Below are 25,847 nucleotides of genomic sequence, written 5' to 3'. Positions count from 1 at the left end.
TTTGGCAGTGCCAAAAAAAAGCCTCGATCTCTCGAGGCTTTCCTATTGTGTATGTTTCTGATATTAGAAAGCACCAATAAAGTGGCTTCCTTCAACGTTTACTAATTCTGCTCCTTTAGTTACTTCACCAGTAGCAGTATTAACTACGTAAATATTTCCGTTTTGTCCAACAGGCGCTTGAGTTACATAGATCTCATCACCGTTTACGGCAAATCCTTGATACTGGAATAAGTAAAAATCAGGATCATAAGGAATCTCAGTAATTTGCTGTGCCGTTCTCGCTTCAAGATCTACTAATGCGAAGAACCCTTGTGCTCCTGCAACACCTTCAGCAGAACCTGCGTGGCGATACGCCAAAACAGCTTTACCATTGGCTGCGGGTCTCCAAGCTAAAATATAGGCTTCCTCAACACCTAAAGCCTCGTCTAGATTGAATTCGTAAGAATCATCATATTGGTTATTTGAACCAATTCTTAAAATGTGCGACCCTTGTGGATCTCCTTGATTTGCCTGGTATACGGCACCGTTATATTCAAAAGCATTGATGCTTCGGTAACCGTTAGTATTCCCAAGACCAACGCCTGAAGTGATCACTACAGGATTCATTAAAGAAGGGTAATCTAAAACTATAGACTTTGATGCCAGAGTTTCACCATTACTATCACGTTCACCTGTTTCAGGATCCACTTTGCTTAAACGGGCTCCGATGTATAATTTATCACCGGCAGCATTTAAAGTTGGCATATCAATTCTTGAAATATAATACCCCTGTGCTTCTTCTTCAGCAGAAAGCGGCACACTGTGCTCCTGAAATTCTAGAATTTGTGAATTCACTAAATCTAAAGTCACGATCCCCATAGTTGCTTCAGTACGCTCGTAAAAATCATCAGTTTCGTCTTCTGGAGTTCCGTTATCGTTAAATTGATTTTCAGTAGAAACATAAACTGCTGCTCCTGTTTGATCACCATCAAATAACTTGATCCAGCGTGGCGCAGAACCTACATAAGGAGCGATACTGATCTCTGACCCGGTTTGTACGAAATCCTGACCACCTTCTACATTGTATTTTGTGTAATTTCCCCCGGTATCACCGGCATAACTGATGTTAAAAATGGTAGTACCATCTTCTGATGCTTGTAATCGAGCTGTACGGTTAGAAGGTACGATAAAGCCATTATCAAAAGGTTCTATAGAAACAGTAGGATCTTTTGCTTCTTCACTATCTAAAGCATAGATCAAAGTCCCTCCGTTACCGTCGCCGGGATTGTCTCCCATTCTGGCGGCTGCTACGGTGATCCATCGTGATGCCTCTTCCTCAGGTTCTTCTCCTCCGGCATCTGCACTATCGTCTGTACTACATGCTGTCATAAGACCCATTGCTAAAGTCACAACAGCAAAAGCTTTAAAATTTAGATATACGCGTTTCATTATTTATTGTGTTAAACGGTTAAAATTTATTGAATGAATAATTAAGTTTTAAATAGAATGCTCTTCCCGGTTTTTGTACCGAAAGGTTATCATACACCGGCTTGTCAAAAATGTTTTTGACATCAAAACTGAGTACAAAACTCTTGTTGGGAAAGAAGTAACTCACCCCAAAATCTTGCGCCAATTGCTCAGGCACTTTAAAGAAATCATCTCCAACTGTATTGGATCCCTGCGGAACCAAATAGGAGAATTCACCGGTATAATACAGCGTATAGAATAGATCTACACGAGATTGTTTCTGCAACAAATTTTTTAAAGAATAGCGCAAGTTTCCGTTCATCGTCAAAAACGGAGTGTTGGGCACAGCTACAGAAGTACCACGGTTTTCAATTTCTAAATCAAACTTTGAGATATTGAAATTCGCCGAAAGATTATTGTTATACACATAATTTACCTGCGCATCAAAACCTTGCGAGGTACCACTACCCTGATTCACATAAACGATAAGTTCATCATCAACATTCAGCGAAGTTTCAATAGGTAAACCTATGCGATCTTTAATATTGCGCGTGAAAAAATTGGTAGATAAAGTCACCCGGTGCTTATTGAAGTTAAAGGCACCTAGTCTAAAACCAAGATTGTAATTATTGCTTTGTTCGGGATTGATACTTGAGTTGGCCACCACGTTATCTCCGTCGTTTCCGAAGATTTCGGTTTCGTTAGGTAGGCGTATTGCTTTTTCGGCAGAAGCCAGTAAGAAAACTTCTGGTGTTAAACCGTAAGATGCTGCAAAGCCATAGCCTTGAAACTCTTTATTGCTGCTCACGACCTCATCAACAATCACACGCTCGCCTGCTTCATTGGTCACTACCGCGGGATCTTTGCTTATGGTTTTTTGCTGGTAGTATTTTCCAAATAAACTCGCTTTTAACCGATCATTAAAGGCATTTACCTCATAGGTTAAAGACACGATATTCTTATGCAGGTCGCGGGTTCCTACAAACGTATTTTCAAGCAAGGGACGCAGCGCATCACTGTCCTCCCGATCAATACCGCTGTAAACATGATTAAGCAGTACTTTGTGATTGTCGTTAAACGCATACGCCAAACCGGTTCTGATAGAGGCTACGTTTCTGCTGATCTTAGCTAGGGTTGGCCCGCCTTCTTGCTGAGAACCCCAAGTATACTCATACTCGTCTCCCCTAAAGTCGATCGCGCGTTCCCCATTCCAGCTATACGCTGCAGCAACAGTGTCGCTCAATTGCCGATTACGCGTACCATAATATCCATTGATATTGACCTCAAAACCTTTGGTAAATAAGTCTTTCTTTTGGTAGGTTAAATTTGCAAGCGCCACATCAGACTCATAAAATCTTCCTTTATACGGCATAATCGTCATAAAGGCACCGTGTTGCACTTCGTTATAATCGTCAGAACCGGTAAACCCAAGGTAAAACTGGTCTGCCCAATCTACATTAGTATAACCCACCTGTACAACACCACCGGTAGATCTGTAAGCATCATTAAAACGTCTTGCGGTAATAGGCGTTTGCACACCACCTAAACCGGTCACTACAATGCTTCTACCCGATACTTTATAATCGTTATCTGAATAGTTATGGAAACCGGAAGCCTTAATTGTAAATCCTGAATCTTCAAAACGATACAGCCCATTTACACTGGCTTGCAACGTATTAAATGATCCGTAAGATACCGAAGCATTAAGATTGGTTCCGGCAGATTTATCTAAAACAATATTTATGGCTCCTCCTAAAGCATCGTCAGAAAGATGCCCGGGAACCACCCCTTTGTAAACTTCGATTTGTTGAATCATCGATGGTGGAATGCTGTTCAAATTAAAGGCAGACCCAAAGGTTGAAATAGGGATCCCGTCTATAAAAATGCGCACCGCACTTCCTGAAAGTCCGTTGAGGCTGTACTGCACTTGCGAGCCCAGACCACCATTCTGGCGAATTTTTACACCTACTGTGGTATTTAGTAATTCGTTTGTCTGAATATTGCGCTGTGCAGCTTCTTCGGTACTGACTACGTTTACTGCAAAACCTTTTTTCTCCATAGTGGTTTTAATAGATTCTGCACGTACCGCTACCTCATCTAGCTCATAATCTTTCGCATTATCTAACCGAATATCTTTACGCAAACTGGCACTTTCAATAAAGGCCTGATCAAATGCAATAAAATCTCCGCTTGCAATTTCGAGGAGGTAGGTTCCGGTAGCGAGGTTTTTAAAATTGTAAAAACCTGCACTATTGGTACGGACTTCCTTTTTAAAAGAACCTTTACTTAGTTTAATCTGCGCACCTTCTACTAGGTAGCCGTTAGCATCTTTTACGATACCGCTCAATGAATATTGAGCAACAGCAATTACAGGGAGTAAGAGAAAAAGAATGAGTAAATTTTGCTTCATCAGTAAAACTTGAAGGCGCAAAATAAAACCTATTTAGACTAAGTACAAATAAAAATAACACTCCTAAGCATTTATCGTTAAGCCCTTTAAATACTGCTATTAAAACGTTTTTCTGACCAAAAAACTACACGATTTAATTGTTAAAATTTCCGCCGAAGCGCTTTAAAGACGTCAAATCGTTAAACAGAAGACGTGTTTTGTTTAACAAAAGAGCCCATCAAATGACGGGCTTTCTTTATTTAAATTTGATCCTAGTTTTTATTCTAAAGCTGCTAGAATTTTATGGAAGATTTCTGTGTTTTCGTATGCTCCTCTAAACTTTTCCGCTTGCGGACCATAGGCAAAAACCGGAACCATAATTCCCGTGTGGTTGGTAGTTAAAAATTCGCCGTGGAGTTCTCCCTTATCCAGATCGCCACCAATGATCCCAAACCCGGAAGTCTCGTGATCGGCGGTGATCACCACTAGCGTATTCTTAGTCTTGTCAGCAAACTTTAAAACTTCGGCAATGGTTTGATCAAAATCAAGCATTTCTTGTACAATTCCGCTGGTATTGTTAGCGTGCCCATTGCTGTCAATCTGTGCCGCTTCGATCATCATAAAGAAGGGTTTTTGATTGTTTTCCAGAATTTCAAGCGATTGTTTTACACTGTTAGGTAATAGCGGTCCGCGACCATCAGCAATCGATGGTGCCTTCCCATCACCCACATAAATTGCGGTTTTTTCTTCGATGGAACTGAAATCGGATAAGCTTTTCACTTGATACGAGTCAGGAACCAAGCCTGCTTTAGATTTTCCTCCGGCGATGAAAAAGTCAATTTCGCTTCCTTCCAGATCTGAAAGAATACCTTTTGCATCATCACGTTCTTTACGGTGGGCAAAAAACGAAGCCGGAGTCGCCCCATCGATCGCATCTGTAGTGATCAAGCCTGTAGCAAAACCTTTTCTGCCCAAAAGCTCTGTAATGTTTTGAAGTGGCTGATCGTCAGGATCTACGCCAATCGCACGGTTATGCGTTTTAACTCCGGTGGCCATTGCCGTTGCTCCGGCAGCAGAATCAGTAACCAGATCGTCTGTCGCAGCTGTTTTAGAAAAACCGATGTCTTTTAACTGCGTTACCGTGAGGTTTCCGCCGTTAGCAACCTGCGCGGAAGTAATCTGCGCTAGTCCGTTACCATCGCCGATCATCAAAATCACATTTACCGGCGTACCCTCATAGTCAAACAGATATTCCGGTTGATATACTTCTATTTTCTGTGGATTTACATAGGTATTTTGATCAAGCGTTTTCAGGTAAGACACGGCTTCAGCAGGTTTGTCACTATTGATAAAATTCACACCCAAATTTGCAAAACGCGTCCAAGCAATTTTGGTATCCGGACTTGCCCAAAAACGGAACGGCTTCTTCACTGCGTGAGCTTTTGCAATCGCTGCCTCTACCTTTTCAAGTTCGGGAGCAACCATATTTCCAAAGCCATTCCAAACAGAATAGTTTTTGTAATTCACGCTTACCAATGCAACTTTGCTTAAATCAATACTATCCAAATCGTCTAGATTTTGATGATCAAACTGAATAAAATCAGGATACTCTGAATAGTCTGTTGCCTCAGGTCTGTTGCCGGAAATCACAAAACGCAGCCCTTCAACCTCATCTAAGTTTTGCTTTTTGATAGCTTTTGTGATCGCTTTCAGCGTAGTTTCAGCATCAGATTTTATATCGATCAACAATTGAAGACTTCTCAGGCGGCCTTCTGTTTGCAATTGTTTAAGTGGCTGCAAGTACAGTTTTTCAAGCGTATTGACCTTCTTGATTTCATTTTCGCTATGCGTTACAAAAAGGGTGTTTTCTTTTAAAAACACATCCACTTCGATACTGCTGGCACCGCCAATATACGCTTCCCAAAACGGAAATTCCTGTGCATAATCGTTATGCGCGTGCACTTTATAGTTGGTCTTCTTCTGTGCAAAACTCAGGCTGCACAGACAAAGGAAAATGATTAAAATGCTGTTTTTCATATTCTTAGTTTTGAGCCTTGATGGCAATTAAAATTTTGTGGTAAATCGCACTGTTTTGATAAATTCCTTTAAAATTATCAGCACCTTTTCCAGCAGCGAAAACCGGGATCAGCTCCCCGCTGTGTTGGTCTGTAATGAAATAGACTGCGACTTTTTCTGGCACTTCGGTTTTCTTACCGGTTTCTTCATCAACCTCATAATATTTACCAATGCTCGCCCCGCCGGTCTCGTGATCTGCAGTGATGACCAAAAGCGTGTTTGGGTGTGCTTCTACATAGTCTAAAACCGCACCGATGGTTTGATCAAAATCAGCAACTTCCTGTATCATCATTTCGGCATCTTTGGCGTGTCCGCCCCAATCGATATACGAACCTTCGATCATTAAAAAGAAAGGTTTGTTGTTGGCGTCAAAATACGACAGTGCTTCTAAACTCGCGTCTTTTAAAAAGTCCCCACGCCCTTCGGTTTTAGATGGAAGGCCTTCATCTTCGATAATAAAAGCGTTGCGCATATCAGGTTTTGATTTGCTAAGCGCTAGCGTATCTAGGTTATAATTTCGGTTTAAAAGCGTTTGAAACAAATCTTGATCATCACTACGCTGACTGAAAAATTTACGACCACCGCCGGCTAAAAAATCTACATCAGCCGTAGCCAATTGCGCCGCGATCTCCTCGTGCATATCGCGATCCTTTACGTGCGCATAAAATGCTGCGGGCGTAGCATGCGTAATACTCGTTAAGCTGATGAGTCCGGTCTGGTAACCTTCTGCTTTCAATTTTTCTAGAATCGTCTCCTGCGGAATGCTATCTTTTGAAACACCAATCGCACGTTTATAGGTTTTCTCTCCTGTAGAAAACGCTGTGGCTCCCGCGGCAGAATCGGTGATCAAATGACTTGTGGAATACGATTTATGCAAGCCAATGGTCTCAAAACGTTCAAAGTTTGAATTTCGGTCTCCAAAATAAAAAGCACTCGACACCTGCGGAATTCCCATCCCGTCCCCTATCATTAAAATGACATTTAAAGGTTCGTCACTTGAGGCTTCCTGTTTTATGTTTTGCGCAGTCCCACAACCCTGCATTACCAATGCACTGATTGCCACACTTGCGCTAATTAAATAGTTTTTCATGGTATATTTTTTAAAAAAGTACAACGGCAAGAGTTGCCTCTTGCCGCTGTTACTAACACACACTTAAAATTTAGTATCCTGCGTTTTGCTCTAGATATCCCGGAGTGTTTGACGCTCCGTCTATCGCTTCCTGAGGAATTGGGAATAATCTGTGATGTACATCACTGTCTGTTTTTGAGGTCCACGAATCTTCATAAGTGCCAAAACGAATTTGGTCGCTACGACGTGACATCTCCCAGTAGAACTCAAAGCCACGCTCACGCAATAATGTAGGCAAGGTGATTTGAGTAAGAGCAGCCGGAGTTTGCTCTGGTCGTGCATTTCTAGAGGTACGTACGGTATTTACATCGGTTAAGGCACCTGCCGCATCGCCCATTCTCAATTTAGCTTCAGCACGCATTAAATACACATCTGCAAGACGTAGTAAAACCAAGTCTACACTGCTGTAATTGTTTCCATCATCTGAAGTTTTACTGAATTGCCACTTGGCAAAACGATAGCCGCTTGCATAACCTGCACTTCCGTCTAGGCTAATGTCTAACGTGTGGTCAACATAATACACAATATCTTCAGGATCTGAACCATTCTCACGCGCTTCAGCAAGCGGATAAATTCTAAATCCGCTGTTACCGTTACCATCGGTACCGGTCATAAAGCTTCCTGATCTAAAGTTTTCTTTACGTGGCGCCCACATCGTACCGCGAATGATTCCACGGTCGATCTCAAAATCTTCTCCGGCAATGAAGTAATGGTCTTTATCTGTGCTTAAGCCTAAGGTATCTTTAGAATACGGGGTCAAACCTGAAATATCTTCTAGTTCAGCGGGCACCTGCGCATTCTTTTGATAAAAGCGCGCATCTGCATCTGCAGGATCTACACTACCGTAAGCATCTACCCAATTTTGATAAAACTCAGGCGTAGCGGCAGGACCATCGGTACCGTCCATACTTAAATAAAAATCACCGGGTCTCGGGAACAACGAGCCAGACATCGACCAGTATGCCCAGCGGTTGTGATCGTTGTTCAATACACCACGCAGATCAAGCGCAAAAATAAGCTCAGCATTGTCGTGATTCTCGTCATTAAAAAGATCGAAATATTCCGGTGAAAGCGCATAGCTTCCGTTATTGATGATGCGATCAGTATAACTTACCACATTAGCCATATCTTCATCAGTAAATACCGGAGTTCCGTAAGGATCTCTATAAACGCCTGCATTCAGATATAATTTTGCTAAAAAGCCATAAACCGCATCTTGCGTCATACGCCCGGGACCGTTAGTAGTACTCAGGTTTTCTAGAGCAGCAAGAAATTCTTCTTCGATATAGGTTATCGCTTCGGCACCTCTTAAAACTTCTGAAGTTTCTGAAGTGGCTTCCTTTCTAAAAGTAAGTCCCCAGCTGTCTAGAAACAACATGTTCTCATACGCACGTAGCGCACGCATTTCTGCCAATCCCTGAATCGCCTCAGCATCACCAGCTTCCGCAAGCGGTGTTAATACATCTATTGCTGCTACCGTTCTAAACAATGCGGTCGTAAGGTAACTCCAAGATTCTGTAACCAAACTATTGCTAGAAGACATCAGATGTCTGTGTGCTGTGGTATAGGTATCGTTATCTGCCCATTGCGTTCCACCAAGACCGGTACGCGGAGGAAGGATTGCTTCATCAGAAGGAATTTCCTGTAACCCAAAATAACGCGTATGTCTAAAGGTTTGTGGTAAAATACCGTAAGCCGCAGAGATCGATCCTGTAACAGGCTCTGCGAGTCCGTCTGTTCCCGTTAGGGATTCATCTAATATTTCTTCTTCAAGGTCTGTACAACTACTGAAGAGTAAAGCACTAAGCCCTACAACCAGTGTAAAAATTCTATAATTCATTGTAAACAATTTTTAATTTTTTAGAAGGATACATTTAAACCAAATACCACCGTTCGTGCTTTTGGATAGGTGTAGTAATCGATACCGTAGGATTTTGAATCGGTAGAGCTCCCGGTGTTCAATTCAGGATCAAAACCGGTGTAGTCTGTAATGATAAACAAGTTTTGCCCGGTTACTGATAGGCGTACATTGTCTAACCACTTATCCATCCCGATCACTTGAGGATTTAAACTATAAGCGAGTGTCGCATTATTAAGACGTAAGAACGCACCATTCTCAAGAAAACGAGTAGAAACGGTATTGGTGTTACTTGGATCTTCATTTGCGAATTCTATCGCTTGATCTGTAGTATTCAAGGAGTTTGATAATTGTGTCTTATTGAACAAACTCATACGGGTATGGTTGTAGATCTCATTACCACTAACCCCGTTAAAATTCAAGCCTAAGTCAAAGTTCTTGTACTTGAATTTCAGGTAGAATGCATAAAGAATATCAGGTACTGCGCTTCCTGCAGAGATACGATCGCTATCATCAATTTGACCGTCACCATTAAGATCGGTATAGGTACTCAATCCATCAGCACCAATTCCTGTAAACTCGCGCAAGAAGAAATTACCTATTGGCTGATTGTTCATATATCCGTTGATGGTCGCTCCGGTTTGCCCTGCACCACTTGCGGTTCCTGTGGTTACAATGGTAAAAGGAGAATCTGTGATCTCATTTTTGATGTAGGAAATGTTTCCTCCTATATTGAATGAAAAATCACGGCTGCGATCACTTTGGTAGTCTAAAGCGACTTCAATACCGCTGTTTTTGATCTTCATATCAGGAATATTCTGCCACTTATAACCTACTTCGTCAATAGGATCTTGAGTAGAAAAATAAAGCAATACATCATTGGTTTCCTTTAAGAAATAATCTACTGAACCACTCAATTTATAATCCAGAAAACCGAAGTCTAAACCAATATTTGTCTGCGTAGTTTCTTCCCACTGAAGATCAGGGTTTGCCGTACGTGCGAATACTAAACCGTAGTCGTAGCCTTCTCGTGTGGTGATCCCTTCGTTTAAAGGATAGATATCATCATCTGCAAAGCTTTCGCCATAGCTTAAACGGGTTTGTTTAGATGGAATTTCCTGATTACCTGATTTACCCCAACTCGCTCTCAACTTTAAGTTGTTGATTCCTGAGTCTGCCATAAAATCTTCTTTGAAGATATTCCATCCTAAGGCTAGGGAAGGGAAAGTCGCATAACGATTATTCTCACCAAACTTAGTCGAACCGTCAGAACGTAAGGTTGCGGTTACCAGATATTTGTCTTGAAAGGTATAGTTTACACGACCAAAAAACGACTGGAGTTCGTTACTAACCGCATCTGAATATTGCGTTGCATTCTCACCACGCGCTGCTTCAAGCTGGTAACGCGGTTCGATACCATTGTCTGGAAAGTTTTCAAAATAGAATCCTTTTTCGTGTATGTAGAACTTCTGGTACGAATGTCCGGCTAATACGGTTAATCCGTGATCGCCAAACGTATTATCGTAGGTTAGCGTGTTTTCAACCAGCGTATTTCTATTTATCGTAAACGACGTTGTGATCGAACCTTGTGCATAATCAGGATCTGTAGAATACGGAATGTATTGAATATCACGATCTGTAGTAGAATAATCAACACCTAAGTTTAATTTATAGGTTAGATGATCTACAAATTCTAACGAAGGTGCGATGTTAGCGATCATACGGTTATTGTTAGAATAATCACCGTAGATATCCTCAATGATAAGCGGGTTAATCCCGGTACCAAACACAGTAGGTTCACCGTTAGTATACGCCGGCGTTGTTGGGTTTAGACTCAACATATTGCTCACCATGGTGCCGATGTTAGGGCGCGTATTTTCGGTGCGGGTTGCGGTAAGGTTCAGATCGATCTGCAAACGATCATCCCAGCCTTTCTGGGTTACATTAGCGCGTGCCGAATAGCGCTTCAAATCACTGTTGTTGATAATACCTTCTTGATCATCAACCCCAATAGACGCAAAATATGAGGTTGTCGCCGTACCACCACTCATCGAAAAATTGATGTTGTTGGTAATTGCTGTACGCGTCAACTCATCTTGCCAATCTGTATTTGCACCATTATCACTAAGGCTTCCGCCTATTTGCGGGACAATAGTTCTAAACTCATCTGCTGAGAACACATCAATTTTATTAGCGATGGTTGCAATAGCGGTAGAAGCCGAAAAGTTCATTTGTGTTCTTCCTGCTTTACCTTTTTTGGTAGTGATCACCACCACCCCGTTTGCTGCACGCGAACCGTAGATCGCAGCTGCCGAAGCATCTTTCAACACGTTAATCGATTCGATATCCTGAGTATTGATAAAGTTCAGCGGGTTTGTTGCCAGACCATTCCCGGAATTGTCTAGGACAAAACCGTCAACCACATAAAGTGGAGAAGTTCCGGAGCGTAGAGTTCCCACACCACGTATGATGATGTCTTGCCCGGCTCCCGGCTCACCACTTGCGTTAGTAACGTTTAAACCAGACACTTTACCTTGTAACAAGTTCCCCGGGTTGTTCACCACCCCTTTGTTAAACTCATCGGCAACTACAGAGCTTACCGCTCCGGTTAAGTCTGATTTCTTTTGAGTACCATAACCTACAACAAGGACTTCATCTAATTCTGAAGTATTTGCGGCAAGCTGAATATTATAATTGGTTTGTTGAGAAACCGTGATGGTTTGCGTTTCAAACCCCACATAAGAGACTTCAAGCACATCGCCGGCACTGGCATCAATGCTAAAATTTCCGTCAAAATCTGTGGTGGTTCCTATAGAGGTTCCTTGCACCATTACTGAAGCTCCGGGTAATAATACCCCGTCACTATCAGTTACAGTACCGGTTATCGTTTGTTGTAGGGTTGCGCTTGCAACAGAAGCTATACTCGTTTTAAGTGCCAAATATGGCGTCTTCGCTTGAGTTTGTGTAGAAAAAAATACAATTGAAGCGAACGCAACTATATTTTTATACGTAATAGTATTATTTTTAAAATTCATGGTTAAGTAATTGATTGGACACAATGCTTAATAATGTACGGCGCAGTTGTTGGTAGCAGCTGCGTTTTTTGTTGGGAGTGTTACATAGAAATTCGTTTTAGGGATGCTTATTTCAAGCCGCTAAATAATTGAATTTCCCGATAAAAGGTTTTACGTAAGTATTAAGTAAGCTTTAACAGTCGCCGGTAAGAAAGGTAAGGAAGCAAGCACGCAGGTTTTTAAAGAATCATTGATTCTAGCAACTACTTTTAAAGGTATTCTCAGAAAAGCCGGCAAATTCATTCAGAAGACAGAATAAATGACATTTTCACACTTAAAAGCATCATCCCGTGTTATTGTAGATTTAGTAACATAGCACGCTCTGGAGTTAATCTTAGCTTTACAGAAGCATAGTTTTAAGGTTACAGTATAAAAACCTTTCTTTTATAATAGAGCGAAAAGCTATTAGAAGCCTTCTTTGATCTGGGTTAGGCCTTTTTTGTCCAGAAGCTTTATTCGTTTTCCCTTGGTCTCAAGCAGTTGTTCTTTTTTAAATTTAGCAAGGGTACGTATGCAGAGTTCGGTGGCGGTGCCCACCACATCAGCAATATCAGAGCGTGATAGAATAAGTGCGAGATAACCTTCATCGTCTTGACCAAAGGTTTTATCTAAATACAGCAAAACCTCAGCCAGTCGCTGGTTAACCGTTTTCTGCGCCATATTTACAATCACATCATCGGCGAGTTTGAGCTCCTGAGCCATATATTTTAATATAGCCTGAGTGAAAGCCGGATTGTCTTCTATACGTGCAGTGATGTTAGTCTTAGGAATAAAACACACTTCCATATCATTGAGTGCAACCGCGCTGAGGTTGGTAGCTTCCTCAGCAATCACCGAACGTTGCCCCATCACCTCTCCTTTAGAAGCGATCTTGACAATCTGATCTTTTCCGTTGTCACTTATTTTAGAAAGTTTAGAAACCCCGTTACGCACGCAAAAAACCCCATTGAGTTTTTCTCCTTCTTTAAAAAGCGGTTCGCCTTTTTTAATGGTACGGGTTTCCTTACTATCAGATATGGCTTTAAGCTCTTCTTTTTTAAGAGCTTTTAGCGAATTCAACTGTCTGATAATGCAGTTTTCGCATCTGGATTCTTCGTGTGCAGCCATACTTCAAAAATACCAATATTTTTTTGAGAACTGACAAAAGTCATCTTTTAAGCCTCCCTTCTTTTAGTCCTTTGTATCAGGTATTTGAGCAAATTAGATTAAAATGGAAAACTGCTATCATTGTGGTGACCCGTGTTTAAGCGACAGCATAACGCATCAAGACAAGATGTTTTGCTGTAACGGCTGTAAAACGGTGTACGACATTCTTCATGAGAATGATCTGGAATACTATTACAACCTTGACCAAAATCCCGGGATCTCACCTAAAGCGGTGCAAGGCAAGTTTGACTTCCTCACCAACGAAACCATTCTTGAGAAGCTCCTGGAGTTTAACGAGCAAAACACGCAGATCGTTTCTTTTACGATTCCTGCAATACATTGCAGCTCATGCATTTGGGTACTAGAAAACCTCAACAAACTCAACGCTGCAATAAAAAATACGCAGGTCAATTTCCCGGAGAAAAGCATCCGTATTACATATGACGCTTCGGTGATCGCTCTAAAACAGGTGGTAGAACTGCTTTGTATGCTGGGCTACGAACCGGCGATCTCTCTTGAGGATTTTCATAAAAAAGAAAAGAAAACAGACCGCTCCCTGATTTATAAACTTGGCGTTGCCGGTTTTGCTTTTGGGAATATTATGTTTTTATCCTTTCCGGAATATTTTGAGGTTAAAGAATTCTGGCTCGACCAATACAAGCATCTTTTCAGGGGCTTAATGCTGGCGTTCTCGATTCCTGTGGTGGTGTATTCTGCTCAGGATTATTTCCGCGCTGCGTATAAATCCATACGCTCAAAACTGCTCAACATTGATGTACCCATCGCATTGGGTATTCTGGTACTCTTTGTACGCTCATGCGCCGAAGTGCTCACTCAAACCGGAACGGGCTTTTTTGACAGTCTTGCCGGTCTGGTTTTCTTTCTCTTACTGGGGAAATTCTTTCAGCAAAAAACCTATGCGTTTTTGTCTTTTGAACGCGATTACAAGTCCTATTTCCCCATCGCTGTCACCCTTCTGAAGCCGGCAAAGCATTTTAAAAACAGGCATTTAGAACAGCAAGTTCCTGTATACGAACTTAAACCGGATGACCGTATTCTTATTCGCAATGGCGAACTCATACCCGTAGACGGAATACTGCTAAATGGAGAAGGTTTACTCGACTACAGTTTTGTTACTGGGGAGGCGGAACCCGTTGCTAAAAATGCCGGAGACACGCTTTTTGCGGGTGGAAGACAACAAGGCGGTATCATTGAAATGCGCGTAACCAAAGCCGTAGAGCAAAGTTACCTCACGCAATTATGGAGCAACGAAGCCTTTAAAAAAGAGAAACAAACTCACCTGAATAGTCTTACGGCACAAATAAGTAAGCACTTTACTTGGGGCGTGCTCAGTATTGCTACGGTAGCCGGCTTGTTCTGGCTGATTTACGACCCGTCTATGGCGCTTAATGTGTTCACCGCAATTCTCATTGTGGCTTGCCCGTGTGCTTTGGCACTTTCGGCACCATTTACGCTGGGCAATTTGCTGCGCATCACCGGTAAGCACAAGCTCTATCTTAAAGATGCAGCCATCCTCGAGCAGCTGGCAGACGTAGACCATATTGTTTTTGATAAAACGGGCACGCTTACCACTTCTGCCGAAACGGCTATTCGTTATGAAGGCTTGGCCTTAACCGAAGATGAAGAATCGCTGGTCACCAGTACCCTAAGAGCTTCAAACCATCCGCTGAGTCGCAGCTTATATACCATTCTTAAAAATCATGATATTCTGACGCTTGATGAATTTGAAGAAGAAGTAGGACACGGGATTTATGGGACAGCAAACCACAACAGCGTTAAAATAGGTTCGTATGATTTTGTAGGCGGAAGAAACGCCAATTGGATCTTCAAAAATGGCAAACGCACGGTGGTGCACATCAGTACCAATGCCACTTACAAGGGCTGCTATGTTTTTTATAATCGCTTCCGCGAAAGTTTACCTGCTGTTTTTGAGGAACTTTCAACCACCGCTGATCTGGCAATTCTCTCTGGTGACAACACCGCCGAAAAACAAACATTAGAACGTCTCATAAAACAACCCGTGCAGATGCATTTCAATCAGAAACCAGACGACAAGCTCAACTTTATCAAAAGCTTACAACAACAGGGCAAAAGGGTGTTAATGATTGGTGACGGTCTCAACGATAGCGGCGCTTTGGCGCAAAGTGATGTAGGTATCGCTATTTCAGAAAACATCAATGTATTCTCACCGGCTTGTGACGGAATTCTCGACGCTTCGCGCTTTAAGGATCTGCCCCAATTTATTCAACTGGCAAAACGAGGAAAACGTATCATTAAATGGAGTTTTGTATGCTCATTGCTTTACAATTTAGCCGGACTGGTTCTGGCGATCTCGGGTAATTTAAAACCGGTGTATGCCGCTATTCTTATGCCGCTGAGTTCTATAAGCATCGTGGTATTCACTACGCTTAGCTCCTATTTCTACGGAAGTAAACTAAAACAACAAGAAAAAACCGAAGCAATTTCTAAAAGCTGATTTATGTCATCTTTTAAGCAAACACACCCCGGTAATTTTACAATATAAAATCAGGTAGGTATGAGTATCATTTATATGCTTCTCGCGATAAGCGTGGTGGTGGCTGTGGTCTTTTTTGTGGCCTTTATTCTCTCGGTAAGAAAGGGACAGTACGATGACACCTATACCCCATCTGTACGTATGCTTTTTGAAGACGAACTCGTAAAAGCTGCTTCTAAAACTTCAAAAGCTACACCACAACCTAAAACCCAAAACAACGCTAATCGCAAACTGAAGTAATTATGCAAACAGAACAGTTTTATTACGATAATAAGATCGTAAGAAAGTTTATCAATGCCACCATCTTCTGGGGGATCATTGGTATGAGCGTAGGACTACTGCTCGCCTTTATGTTTTTATTTCCCAACCTTACAGATGGCATCTCGTGGCTCAGCTTTGGGCGCCTACGTCCCCTACATACCAATGCGGTGATCTTTGCCTTTGTAGGGAATGCCATTTTTGCCGGGGTCTACTACTCCACCCAGCGCCTGCTTAAAGCACGTATGTGGCAAGACTGGCTCAGTAACTTTAACTTCTGGGGCTGGCAGCTCATCATTGTAGGTGCTGCGCTAACGCTTCCGTTAGGCTATACGACTTCAAAAGAATATGCAGAACTCGAGTGGCCCTTTGATATCGCTATCGCCCTGGTGTGGGTGGCTTTTGGTGCCAACCTTATCGGTACGATCTTAAAACGTAGACAGCGTCACCTGTATGTTGCGATCTGGTTTTACTTGGGAACTTTTGTAACGGTAGCGGTGCTGCACATTGTAAACAGCATCGAGATCCCGGTAAGCGCTCTTAAAAGTTACTCGGTTTATGCTGGTGTACAAGATGCACTGGTACAATGGTGGTATGGCCACAACGCGGTAGCCTTCTTTTTAACGACTCCGTTTTTAGGCTTGATGTATTACTTTGTGCCTAAAGCGGCAAACCGCCCGGTATATTCGTACCGTCTTTCTATCGTGCATTTCTGGTCGCTCATCTTTATCTATATCTGGGCAGGACCACACCACTTATTATATTCTGCATTACCCGACTGGGCACAAAACCTTGGGGTAGCTTTCTCAGTAATGTTGATCGCACCGTCTTGGGGTGGGATGATCAACGGATTATTAACCCTTCGTGGTGCTTGGGATAAAGTACGTACCGATCCTGTTTTGAAGTTTATGGTAGTTGCCATTACCGGTTATGGGATGGCCACCTTTGAAGGCCCTATGCTTTCGCTCAAAAATGTAAATGCGATCGCACACTTTAGCGACTGGGTGATCGCACACGTACACGTAGGTGCTTTGGCGTGGAATGGTTTCTTAACCTTTGGTATGGTTTACTGGTTAGTACCGCGCTTGTTTAAAACCAAACTCTGGTCTACCAAATTGGCTAACGTGCATTTCTGGGTAGGGACTTTAGGGATCATTATGTACGCGCTACCGATGTATGTTGCAGGATTTGTGCAAGCGTCTATGTGGAAACAATTCAATCCTGACGGAACGCTTACCTACGGAAACTTCTTGGAAACCTTAACCGAGATCATCCCAATGTACTGGATGCGTGCCATAGGAGGTAGCTTATATATTCTGGGTGCTTTTGTAATGCTGTACAACGTATTTAAAACCGTAAAAAGCGGAAGCAAAGTAACTGACGAACTCGCTGAAGCTGCACCGCTACAACGCGTGACCAGCAAGCGTACTGCAAAAGAAGGCTATCATACCTGGTTAGAGCGTCGCCCGGTAAAACTTACCATTTTTGCAACCATCGCTATTTTGATCGGAGGTATGGTTCAGATCATTCCATCCTTGATCGTTGACGATTATGTACCGGTAATCTCCACCGTAAAACCCTATACCCCACTTGAGTTAGAAGGTCGTGACCTCTACATCAGAGAAGGTTGTGTTTCGTGTCACTCACAAATGATCAGACCGTTCCGCAGTGAAGTTGAGCGTTATGGCGAGTATTCCAAATCAGGAGAATATGTTTATGACCATCCCTTCTTATGGGGTAGTAAACGTACCGGGCCCGACCTGTTACGTGTAGGTGGAAAGTACTCAGACAACTGGCACCTTAATCATATGTATGATCCGCAGAGTACCTCATCCGGTTCGATAATGCCTTCTTACAGTTGGTTGATACGCAGCGAACTCGATAAGTCGAAGACCGAAGATAAAATGAGAGCGATGCAACAACTGGGCGTGCCATACACGGTTGAAGATATCGAACGCGCACAACACTGGATGCTGGAGCAGGGAACCCAAATAGAGCAAAACCTCTATAGCGATCCTGATTTTGCAGACACCTACGAGTCTGATAAAACCTATGCGCAAGAAAACGGTGAAGATTTCGTAGAAATGCGCAACCGGGAGATCGTTGCCCTTATCGCGTATCTACAACGCTTAGGAACCGATATTAAAATTAAAAACAGCCCTGAAGTAAGCGCTGCTAAAACCGAATAGCCATGTTGAAATTTGTAAAACAGAATCTAGAAAATATTGATGGGGTAAGCATCTACCCCATCATCTCCCTACTCATCTTTTTCCTCTTTTTTGTAGCGCTCTTCTTATGGGTATTTACAGCCAAAAAAGAGCACATCAACGAAGTGAGTAATATTCCGTTAGACGAGCAACTAAAATCTGAACACTCATGAGAAGTATCGCATCACTTATACGCATTCTGGTTTTCGCCGGCTTTGCCTACCTCTTTTTAAATTATGTAGGAACGCCTGAAGACGAAGCTTCGGTATTCACCACACAAAACTGGTTGTGGGCCATTTATGCCGTGCTGGTTTTTATGTATATCGCTTTTGAGATCTGTATAGAAAGCCTACGCGCTGTACTCTTTAAAACCCTAAAACCGGAAGCTCAAGCACACTATCAGGCAGAAGTTGCTGCAAAAAAAGAACAACGCACCGCCTGGTTAAAAGGTCTTTATGCAAAACTCACCCGAGTAAAAGCTATTGAAGAGGAAGACGAGATCATCCTAGACCATAACTACGATGGCATCAAGGAACTTGACAATAACCTTCCGCCGTGGTGGGTATACGGGTTCTACGCTACTATGCTGTTTGCGGCCATTTACCTCATTCGTTTTGAAGTGCTGGATGGCGACAACCAGATCGACGAGTATGAGCAAGCTGTGGCTCAGGCAAAAATAGAGATCGAAGCATACAAGAAAACCGCAAAAGATCTTGTAGATGAAAACACAGTAGAACTGCTTACCGATGCTTCAGACATCAAAGCCGGGGAGAATATATTCAGCGGTAATTGTGTGGCATGTCATAAAGCCGGCGGTGGCGGCGGTATCGGCCCTAACCTTACCGACGATTACTGGATCTTAGGTGGAGGCATCAAAAATGTATTTCATACCATTTCTGAAGGAGGTCGTGCCGGTAAAGGGATGATCGCTTGGAAAACCGACTTGCAACCGAGTGAGATCGCTCAGGTAGCCAGTTATGTATTGAGTCTGCACGGTACAAACCCAGCAGATGCTAAAGAGCCTCAGGGAGACCTTTGGGTTGATGAGAACGCTCCCATTGAAGAAGCTCAGGTAACGCAAGACGCTACACAGATCGAAGTGTTGTTAGAAACAGAGACCGTAACCGGAGATATCATTCAGACTAAAGAATAAGCCATGGCTTCTCAGGATCAAGAACATTTTAGAGACAGTATAGGAACCATCAACGAGGAAGGAAAACGCTCGTGGGTGTATCCTAAAAAACCGGTGGGTAACCTCTATGAGTACCGCAAGCTGGTAAGCTATGTGCTCTTGATCTTTTTATTTGGCGCACCCTTTATTCATATCAATGGCAATCAGTTTTTGATGTTCAATGTGCTGGAACGCCGCTTTAATATTTTTGGGTTTCCCTTTTGGCCACAAGACTTTCATCTGTTTGTGATCATTATGATCACGGGCGTGGTCTTTGTGGTACTCTTTACGGTCGCTTTCGGAAGGCTTTTTTGTGGGTGGATTTGTCCACAGACCATTTTTATGGAGATGGTCTTCCGCAGAATTGAATACTGGATCGAAGGCGACCGCGGGAAACAAATGCGTCTGGATAAAATGCCATGGAATGCAGAGAAACTAAGAAAACGCAGTATTAAATGGAGCATCTTTTTTATAATCTCCTTTCTTATTGCCAATGTGTTTCTTGCGTATCTCATAGGTAGTGATCGTCTTATGCAGTACATCACAGACGGGCCGGCCAATCACGTGGGCACCTTGATCTCGCTGCTCATCTTTACCAGTGTATTTTACTTTGTGTTTGCTTGGTTTAGAGAACAGGTGTGCATCATCGTTTGTCCCTACGGAAGGCTGCAAGGGGTACTGCTCGACAACAAATCTATTGTTGTGGCCTATGACCACAAGCGCGGAGAAAAAGAAGCCGGCAGAGCCAAATTTAAAAAGTCTGAAGATCGCGCTGCAACCGGAAAAGGGGATTGTATCGACTGTGCACAGTGCGTACAGGTATGTCCTACGGGTATCGATATTCGCAACGGCACCCAGCTGGAGTGTGTGAATTGTACCGCTTGTATCGATGCGTGTAACCAGATGATGGAAGCAGTAAATCTGCCTAAAGATCTCATTCGATATGCGAGTGAAGAGAATATTGAGAAGAAGACCAAGTTCACCTTTAATGCCCGCTTAAAAGGCTATACCGCGGTATTGCTGATCCTGCTGGGCGTACTTACAGGAATGTTGTTTTTGCGCAATGATGTTGAAGCAACCGTATTGCGACTTCCGGGGCAATTGTATGAGCATAAAGGTGAAGACCTCATCAGCAATGTGTATACCTACAAACTCATCAATAAAACCACCAAAAAGATTCCTGAGGTGCATTTTGAATTGATCTCTCATAAAGGAATCATACGCGTCGTGTCAAACGATCGCATTCAAGTGCCTGAGCAAGGCCTTGCCGAAGGAACGCTGTTTATAGAAGTAGACAGTCACGAACTCGAAGACGAAAAGGAACAACTGAAAATAGGGGTCTATAGTGAAGACCAACTTATTGAAACCACGACTACGGTGTTTTTAGGCCCCCGCAGTTATAAATAATTAGAATTATGAGTACAAAATCAAACCAAAACTGCTGCTTAGGATGTAAAAATGGCTATCCGGGACAAAACCACAATTGTAAAGTGCGCTTGCTTAAGGAAGCCGAAGAACGCAAAGCCTTGAGTCAGGAAGAATTGGCAGAAAAATATGCCTAACCCACACGGGGTCGCTTATATATCAACTATAAAATTAGCACTATGAAAATCAATTGGGGAACCGGTCTGGTCATGGGTATGGTCTTATTTATAGGCTTTATCATGTTTTTTGTGATCACCATGACCACAGACGATAAATACAGCCACGACCTGGTGGCCGAAGATTATTATAAACAAGAAATGCAATTGCAGGAAACTATTGATGCCGCTACCAATGAGGCACAATTGGAAACTCCGGTGACCGGTAAAAAAACCGAAGCCGGTTACGAGCTTCAGTTTCCTGAAACATTTGATCCTAAAGAAATAACCGGAAAAGTGTTCCTATACAGACCGTCTGGCAAGCAACTTGATTTTGACATTCCGATAGCCTTGTCAACTTCTACTTTGCTCATACCTGACAGCCGCTTGCTCGACGGTCGCTGGAACATTACCGTAAACTGGGCGTATCAAGGCAAAAAATACCGCTTTGAGAAAGCCATAACCTATTAAACGATGATCTGGACGGCATTACTTTTTGGACTTTTGGGTAGTTTTCACTGCGTAGGTATGTGTGGTCCCATCGCTTTTCTTATGCCGGTAGATCGCAACAATCCTGTGAAACGCTTTTTTCAGGTGCTGAGCTACCACAGCGGCCGACTCTTCACTTACGCGATGCTGGGATTGGTATTGGGCTATCTGGGGCGCGGACTCCAACTTTTTGGCCTGCAACAACAAGTCTCTATCGCTGTTGGGGTTTCGATGATCCTCGTGATCCTGATACCCCACAAGCGTATGGGAACCTACAGCTTTTCTAAACCTGCTTACCGCCTGGTAAACCGACTCAAAACCGCGCTGGGCGTTCAGTTAAAAAAGAAGAAGGCTGCTACCTTTTTCACGCTGGGCCTCTTAAACGGTCTCCTTCCCTGCGGATTGGTCTATATGGCGATCTTTGGAGCCATCGCCTCCGGTGGTGGGGTACAAGGCGGCATCTATATGCTTTTTTTTGGACTGGGCACCCTACCGCTTATGACCACCGCCATTTACCTTGGTAATTTCTTAAAGGGAAAAACCAAACAGCTGCTCGTTAAAGCCATTCCCGTAGCCGTAGTGCTTATGGGCTGCCTGTTTATCCTACGCGGTCTGGGACTCGGCATTCCTTACATCTCTCCCTCCAATCAAGTCGCCGTAGCAGAAGTCGCAGCAACACATAGTTGTCATTAAATTTATTTCTTTATTATGCTAAGTAAGTTAGGAACCTTCTAAAGTCGGTTTGTATAATCCTTCACATCAATAGACTCCTTACTTTTCTTTACTCACGTAATGTTTATTTCATGGGGGCTCGTGAACCTCGTATCCTCGGTTTGTCTTGTCCAAAGAAAAGTAACAAAAGAAAAGACCCCCTCGCTTAGGAATTTTTTGCTCGATAATCGAGATTAACAGCTAATGATCTGGTTTTTAGACTTGTTTAAGTCCTTGAGCGAAAACGGCACTCTTTTTAAAAGCCGTTTTACGGCCGAAAACCGTCTTGTACGTTCCGCGTCGCTATCGCTCCTGTCCTTCGGAACGTCCTGCGCCTATTCTGAACCGAGGGAATTTTGAATTCGTTTAACCCTTCGGATATGAGTAATTTATCTTTTGTTTTACTTCTGAAATCTCATTTCTATTTCAACGTCAGCACCGGCCTACTTTTTAGAGCTGTAGTAAAACAAGCGGGCGCCGCAGCGGTGGGCAGTGGAGGATGGCCTAGCGCAGCGGTTTGCCATCCGCAGGCAAAGGCGTTTGCGTAGTTTTCAAGGGTCTAAAAATAAGCCTAGATTTTTTTGGTTCGTTTTTTCATCGATGGAAAAAATGAACAAAAGCACTTAAAGAAAAAAGCCTGCTCCGGTCACAGGAGCAGGCTTTCACCAATCAAAAAAAATCAAATGAGCCTGGCCTGACTCAAATGGTCATTGAAAAGAGTTTAGTTTCAGGTTTGTTACGCTGCAAGCGCAAATCAAAAGGCAAACACACGTTGCGCACAAACGGCTTCCCTTTTTCGGTTATGCGTAAGCCTTTATGCTCAAAAATGAGCAGTCCGTCGCTTTCTAATTCTTTCAGTTTGATCAGTACTTCGGGCAATTCGTTAAAATAAAGCGCCGGAGTCTCCCAACTGGTTTTAAAATGACACATCAGGTTGAGGATGTGTTGCCGTATTGTTAAGTCTTCTTCAGTAAGAATATGTCCTCGAAACACGGGTAGGATCTCATTTTCTAACAGGTGATAATATTCATTGATGCCTTTTACGTTTTGTGCAAAACCATACCAGCTATCACTAATGGCCGACACGCCCAGTCCCAACATCACCTGAGTTTTAGAAGCAGTATAGCCCATAAAGTTGCGATGTATGCGCTCTTGCTGCTGTGCGTGATACAGATCGTCTGTAGGTAATGCAAAGTGATCCATCCCGATCTCTACATAGCCCGCTTCGGCAAGCAGCTGTTTGCCTACCTCATACTGCTTGCGCTTTTCTTCCGCCGTAGGCAAATGGGCTTCATCATAGCCGCGTTGCCCGTTGCCTTTGATCCACGGTACGTGTGCATAACTGTAAAACGCAATACGATCCGGGAACAGCTGAATGGTTTTCTCTATCGTATGTTTTACGTGTTCCAGCGTTTGAAAAGGCAAACCGAAAATAATATCGTGTCCCACAGAGGTATATCCCGCCTGTCGTGCCTGATCTGTAGCGCGTTGTACGTACTCAAAAGGCTGGATGCGATTGATGGCCTTTTGCACAGTCTCATTATAATCTTGAACCCCGTAACACACCCGTTTAAAACCAAACGAAGCCAAGGTCTCTAGATGCTCAAGCGTGGTATTGTTGGGATGTCCCTCAAAACTCATCTCGCATTGCGGCGCCTTATCAGCGTGTTTAAAGATGCCATTGATGAGACGAGCAAGATTCGTTTCTGAAAAAAAGGTGGGGGTGCCCCCACCTAGATGCACTTGTTGTAGTACAGGTCGCTCCCCTACAAAGCTTCTGTACAGTGCGAGCTCTTTTAGCACCGCATCGATGTATGGCGTTTCGACACTGTGATTTTTGGTAATGCGTTTGGTACAACCGCAAAAGGTACACATCGACTCACAAAAGGGTAAGTGAATGTACAGGCTGATGCCCTCGCGTTTATTGCTTTCTAAAAAACTGGCTTTAAAGGTGGCTTTCCATTCTTTAAGGCTAAAGGTTTTCTGATCCCAATACGGCACGGTAGGATAGCTGGTATACCGCGGGCCGGGAACATTGTATTTACGTACTAGACTTGTCATTGCTACTGATCAAAAAACTCCCGGAAACCTAATATATAAGATTCCGGAAGCATTGGTTAAGAATTGAATTGCGGTTCTTGTAAAACCTCACCGTAGGTTGCTAAGCGCTTAAAGCAGCATCCCTCCTGCAATGATCAAGGTGTTCACCACCGTGCTTGCTACTAAGAGTTTAAAAATAAGCTGCGGCTTTTGCACCGTTAGAATCGACGCATTGTGCAGGCTGCAAAAAACCACTGTGATCATTACAAAAAGCATTTGTAGTAATGTATGTCCGTGCATTAAAGTCGTCATAATTGCTACAGCTCCTAAACAGGTGCTTAGAATAATGCCTATAGCCGAATAGCCAATGATGTTGTTGGTAAAATCGTTTTGGAGTTTTGATAGCGTTGTCATACCTGAAAAATTTAATGATTATCAAATTACAGGGTAAAAGTACCGGGAGCACGATTCCTATTTTATGACTTTTGTCAGTTCTCCTATATTTTTTGAAAAAAGGAACATCCCAAACTTCATCAATTTGTCTCAAGGCACGTGCAGCAGCAAAAAAACGGTCATTTTGAAACGATATATCGCAAGAATGAGCTAAGCCAACTTATTTTTTGAAAGCACTTTTCTCAATTTCGTCACTATAACGTTTTCGGTTACCTATGATGATCAACGCTTTATTAAAAACGACCATTTTTCAATACCTATTCCTGTGTATGTTGCTATGCAGCAGTACGCTTGCTGCGCAGCAGTTTCAGAACCCGTTGTTAGACTCGGGTGCAGATCCGTTTAGTGTGTATGTAGACGGCCATTATTACTATACGCATACAATGGGCAATCGTGTAGTGCTTTGGAAGACTGAGAATCTGGCCAACTTACGCGAGGCTGAATCCAAGACCATCTGGACGCCACCGGCAGGCACGATGTACAGCAAGAACGTCTGGGCTCCGGAGATTCACTACATCAACAATACCTGGTATGTGTATGTCGCAGCCGATAACGGCACCAATGAAAACCACCGCATGTACGTGTTGCAAAATACGTCTACCAATCCACTGAATGACCAATGGGAGTTTAAAGGAAAGCTCGCTGCGCCCTCCGACAAATGGGCGATCGACGGCAATGTATTTGAGTACAACAACCAACTCTATATGGCTTGGTCCGGTTGGGAAGGCGACACTAACGGACAACAAGATATTTTTATTGCCAAAATGAGCGACCCCACAAGCATTTCAGGAAAACGTGTAAAGATCAGTTCGCCTACCTACCCTTGGGAACGTAACGGCGATCTGGGCACAGATGGCAATCCTGAGCAGGTTTTTGTGAATGAAGGGCCGCAATTCTTAGAACACGATGGTAAGCTCTTTATCGTATTCTCTGCAAGTGGCTGCTGGACCGATCACTATGCTTTGGGCTTGCTGAGCCTTGAAGGAACGAACCCTATGGATGCTTCGGCCTGGACCAAAAAAGAAGAACCCATCTTTCAGCAAACACCGGAAAACGGCGTGTATGCGCCGGGACATAATTCCTTTTTTAAATCTCCTGACGGTACGGAAGACTGGATCTTATACCACGCCAACTCCAATCCTGGAGAAGGCTGTGGCAATAAACGTGCACCACGCATGCAACGCCTGTATTGGAACGAAGATGGCACACCCTTTATAGGTACACCGCTTCCTACTACAATGCTTTTACCTATTCCATCTGAAAAATTTTAAAACGTATAATTCA

The 25,847-nt window shown here is 43.1% G+C and carries 20 protein-coding genes; 11 read left to right on the top strand and 9 right to left on the bottom strand.

All coding sequences use genetic code 11. The features are described 5' to 3' along the window. Window positions 1-63: 63 nt before the first annotated feature. The 7 genes from HCN54_RS16695 to HCN54_RS16665 all read right to left on the bottom strand — a co-directional run bounded on the left by HCN54_RS16695 (window position 64) and on the right by HCN54_RS16665 (window position 13,079). Window positions 64-1,428 (bottom strand): hypothetical protein, encoded by a 1,365-nt coding sequence (locus tag HCN54_RS16695; protein ID WP_167598688.1) that lies wholly within the window; start codon window positions 1,426-1,428, stop codon window positions 64-66. Between the two features lie 19 nt (window positions 1,429-1,447). After that, the gene (locus HCN54_RS16690; protein ID WP_167598687.1) at window positions 1,448-3,856 is read right to left on the bottom strand and encodes a TonB-dependent receptor; all 2,409 of its coding nucleotides are present in this window, start codon (window positions 3,854-3,856) and stop codon (window positions 1,448-1,450) included. A gap of 258 nt (window positions 3,857-4,114) precedes the next feature. Next, entirely contained in the window at window positions 4,115-5,872 is a 1,758-nt protein-coding gene (locus tag HCN54_RS16685; protein ID WP_167598686.1) for an alkaline phosphatase, read from the bottom strand. A 4-nt stretch (window positions 5,873-5,876) separates the two neighbouring features. Continuing rightward, the gene (locus tag HCN54_RS16680; protein WP_167598685.1) at window positions 5,877-7,001 is read right to left on the bottom strand and encodes an alkaline phosphatase; all 1,125 of its coding nucleotides are present in this window, start codon (window positions 6,999-7,001) and stop codon (window positions 5,877-5,879) included. Between the two features lie 70 nt (window positions 7,002-7,071). Beyond that, window positions 7,072-8,880 (bottom strand): RagB/SusD family nutrient uptake outer membrane protein, encoded by a 1,809-nt coding sequence (locus HCN54_RS16675; RefSeq protein ID WP_167598684.1) that lies wholly within the window; start codon window positions 8,878-8,880, stop codon window positions 7,072-7,074. A 20-nt stretch (window positions 8,881-8,900) separates the two neighbouring features. Beyond that, window positions 8,901-11,933 (bottom strand): SusC/RagA family TonB-linked outer membrane protein, encoded by a 3,033-nt coding sequence (locus HCN54_RS16670; protein WP_167598683.1) that lies wholly within the window; start codon window positions 11,931-11,933, stop codon window positions 8,901-8,903. Window positions 11,934-12,377: 444 nt separating this feature from the next. Beyond that, entirely contained in the window at window positions 12,378-13,079 is a 702-nt protein-coding gene (locus HCN54_RS16665) for a Crp/Fnr family transcriptional regulator (RefSeq protein ID WP_072981458.1), read from the bottom strand. 103 nt (window positions 13,080-13,182) lie between these two features. On the opposite strand from HCN54_RS16665, the gene HCN54_RS16660 reads away from it, so the two are divergent. The 10 genes from HCN54_RS16660 (at window position 13,183) to HCN54_RS16615 (ending at window position 22,618) form a co-directional block, all read left to right on the top strand. Next, window positions 13,183-15,615 (top strand): heavy metal translocating P-type ATPase, encoded by a 2,433-nt coding sequence (locus tag HCN54_RS16660; RefSeq protein WP_167598682.1) that lies wholly within the window; start codon window positions 13,183-13,185, stop codon window positions 15,613-15,615. Between the two features lie 60 nt (window positions 15,616-15,675). Then, window positions 15,676-15,894, top strand: coding sequence for a cbb3-type cytochrome oxidase assembly protein CcoS (gene ccoS, locus HCN54_RS16655; protein ID WP_167598681.1), 219 nt, complete (start codon window positions 15,676-15,678; stop codon window positions 15,892-15,894). Window positions 15,895-15,896: 2 nt separating this feature from the next. After that, a complete protein-coding gene (gene ccoN, locus HCN54_RS16650) occupies window positions 15,897-18,101 on the top strand; it encodes a cytochrome-c oxidase, cbb3-type subunit I (protein ID WP_167598680.1) in 2,205 nt (734 codons plus the stop codon). A gap of 2 nt (window positions 18,102-18,103) precedes the next feature. Further along, the gene (locus HCN54_RS16645) at window positions 18,104-18,292 is read left to right on the top strand and encodes a CcoQ/FixQ family Cbb3-type cytochrome c oxidase assembly chaperone (RefSeq protein WP_167598679.1); all 189 of its coding nucleotides are present in this window, start codon (window positions 18,104-18,106) and stop codon (window positions 18,290-18,292) included. Continuing rightward, complete coding sequence (locus HCN54_RS16640; protein ID WP_167598678.1) at window positions 18,289-19,272, top strand: cbb3-type cytochrome c oxidase N-terminal domain-containing protein; 984 nt, start codon at window positions 18,289-18,291, stop codon at window positions 19,270-19,272. The genes HCN54_RS16645 and HCN54_RS16640 overlap by 4 nt, the downstream gene beginning before the upstream one ends. Window positions 19,273-19,275: 3 nt before the next feature. Next, on the top strand, window positions 19,276-20,697 hold the full coding sequence (gene ccoG / locus HCN54_RS16635; protein WP_167598677.1) for a cytochrome c oxidase accessory protein CcoG: 1,422 nt from the start codon (window positions 19,276-19,278) through the stop codon (window positions 20,695-20,697). Window positions 20,698-20,705: 8 nt separating this feature from the next. Further along, window positions 20,706-20,852 carry a hypothetical protein gene (locus HCN54_RS16630; protein ID WP_009778695.1) on the top strand — a complete coding sequence of 49 codons (147 nt, stop codon included), beginning with the start codon at window positions 20,706-20,708 and terminating at the stop codon, window positions 20,850-20,852. A gap of 42 nt (window positions 20,853-20,894) precedes the next feature. Further along, entirely contained in the window at window positions 20,895-21,341 is a 447-nt protein-coding gene (locus tag HCN54_RS16625; RefSeq protein WP_167598676.1) for a FixH family protein, read from the top strand. 3 nt (window positions 21,342-21,344) lie between these two features. After that, window positions 21,345-22,052: a sulfite exporter TauE/SafE family protein gene (locus tag HCN54_RS16620; protein WP_167598675.1), complete on the top strand. Its 708-nt coding sequence runs from the start codon at window positions 21,345-21,347 to the stop codon at window positions 22,050-22,052. A 398-nt stretch (window positions 22,053-22,450) separates the two neighbouring features. After that, window positions 22,451-22,618 (top strand): hypothetical protein, encoded by a 168-nt coding sequence (locus HCN54_RS16615; RefSeq protein WP_167598674.1) that lies wholly within the window; start codon window positions 22,451-22,453, stop codon window positions 22,616-22,618. A gap of 151 nt (window positions 22,619-22,769) precedes the next feature. On the opposite strand, the gene hemN is transcribed toward HCN54_RS16615, so the two are convergent. Together hemN and HCN54_RS16605 are read right to left on the bottom strand one after the other, a co-directional pair. Continuing rightward, entirely contained in the window at window positions 22,770-24,131 is a 1,362-nt protein-coding gene (hemN, locus tag HCN54_RS16610; RefSeq protein WP_167598673.1) for an oxygen-independent coproporphyrinogen III oxidase, read from the bottom strand. Window positions 24,132-24,239: 108 nt separating this feature from the next. Next, complete coding sequence (locus tag HCN54_RS16605; RefSeq protein ID WP_167598672.1) at window positions 24,240-24,524, bottom strand: hypothetical protein; 285 nt, start codon at window positions 24,522-24,524, stop codon at window positions 24,240-24,242. A gap of 254 nt (window positions 24,525-24,778) precedes the next feature. On the opposite strand from HCN54_RS16605, the gene HCN54_RS16600 reads away from it, so the two are divergent. Next, window positions 24,779-25,834 (top strand): family 43 glycosylhydrolase, encoded by a 1,056-nt coding sequence (locus tag HCN54_RS16600; protein ID WP_240924910.1) that lies wholly within the window; start codon window positions 24,779-24,781, stop codon window positions 25,832-25,834. Window positions 25,835-25,847 lie beyond the last annotated feature (13 nt).

It is taken from the genome of Leeuwenhoekiella sp. ZYFB001, from assembly GCF_011784865.1.
GTDB lineage: Bacteria > Bacteroidota > Bacteroidia > Flavobacteriales > Flavobacteriaceae > Leeuwenhoekiella > Leeuwenhoekiella palythoae.
Note: the sequence above shows the minus strand (reverse complement) of the source record. Positions and strands in the feature narration are given on the sequence as shown.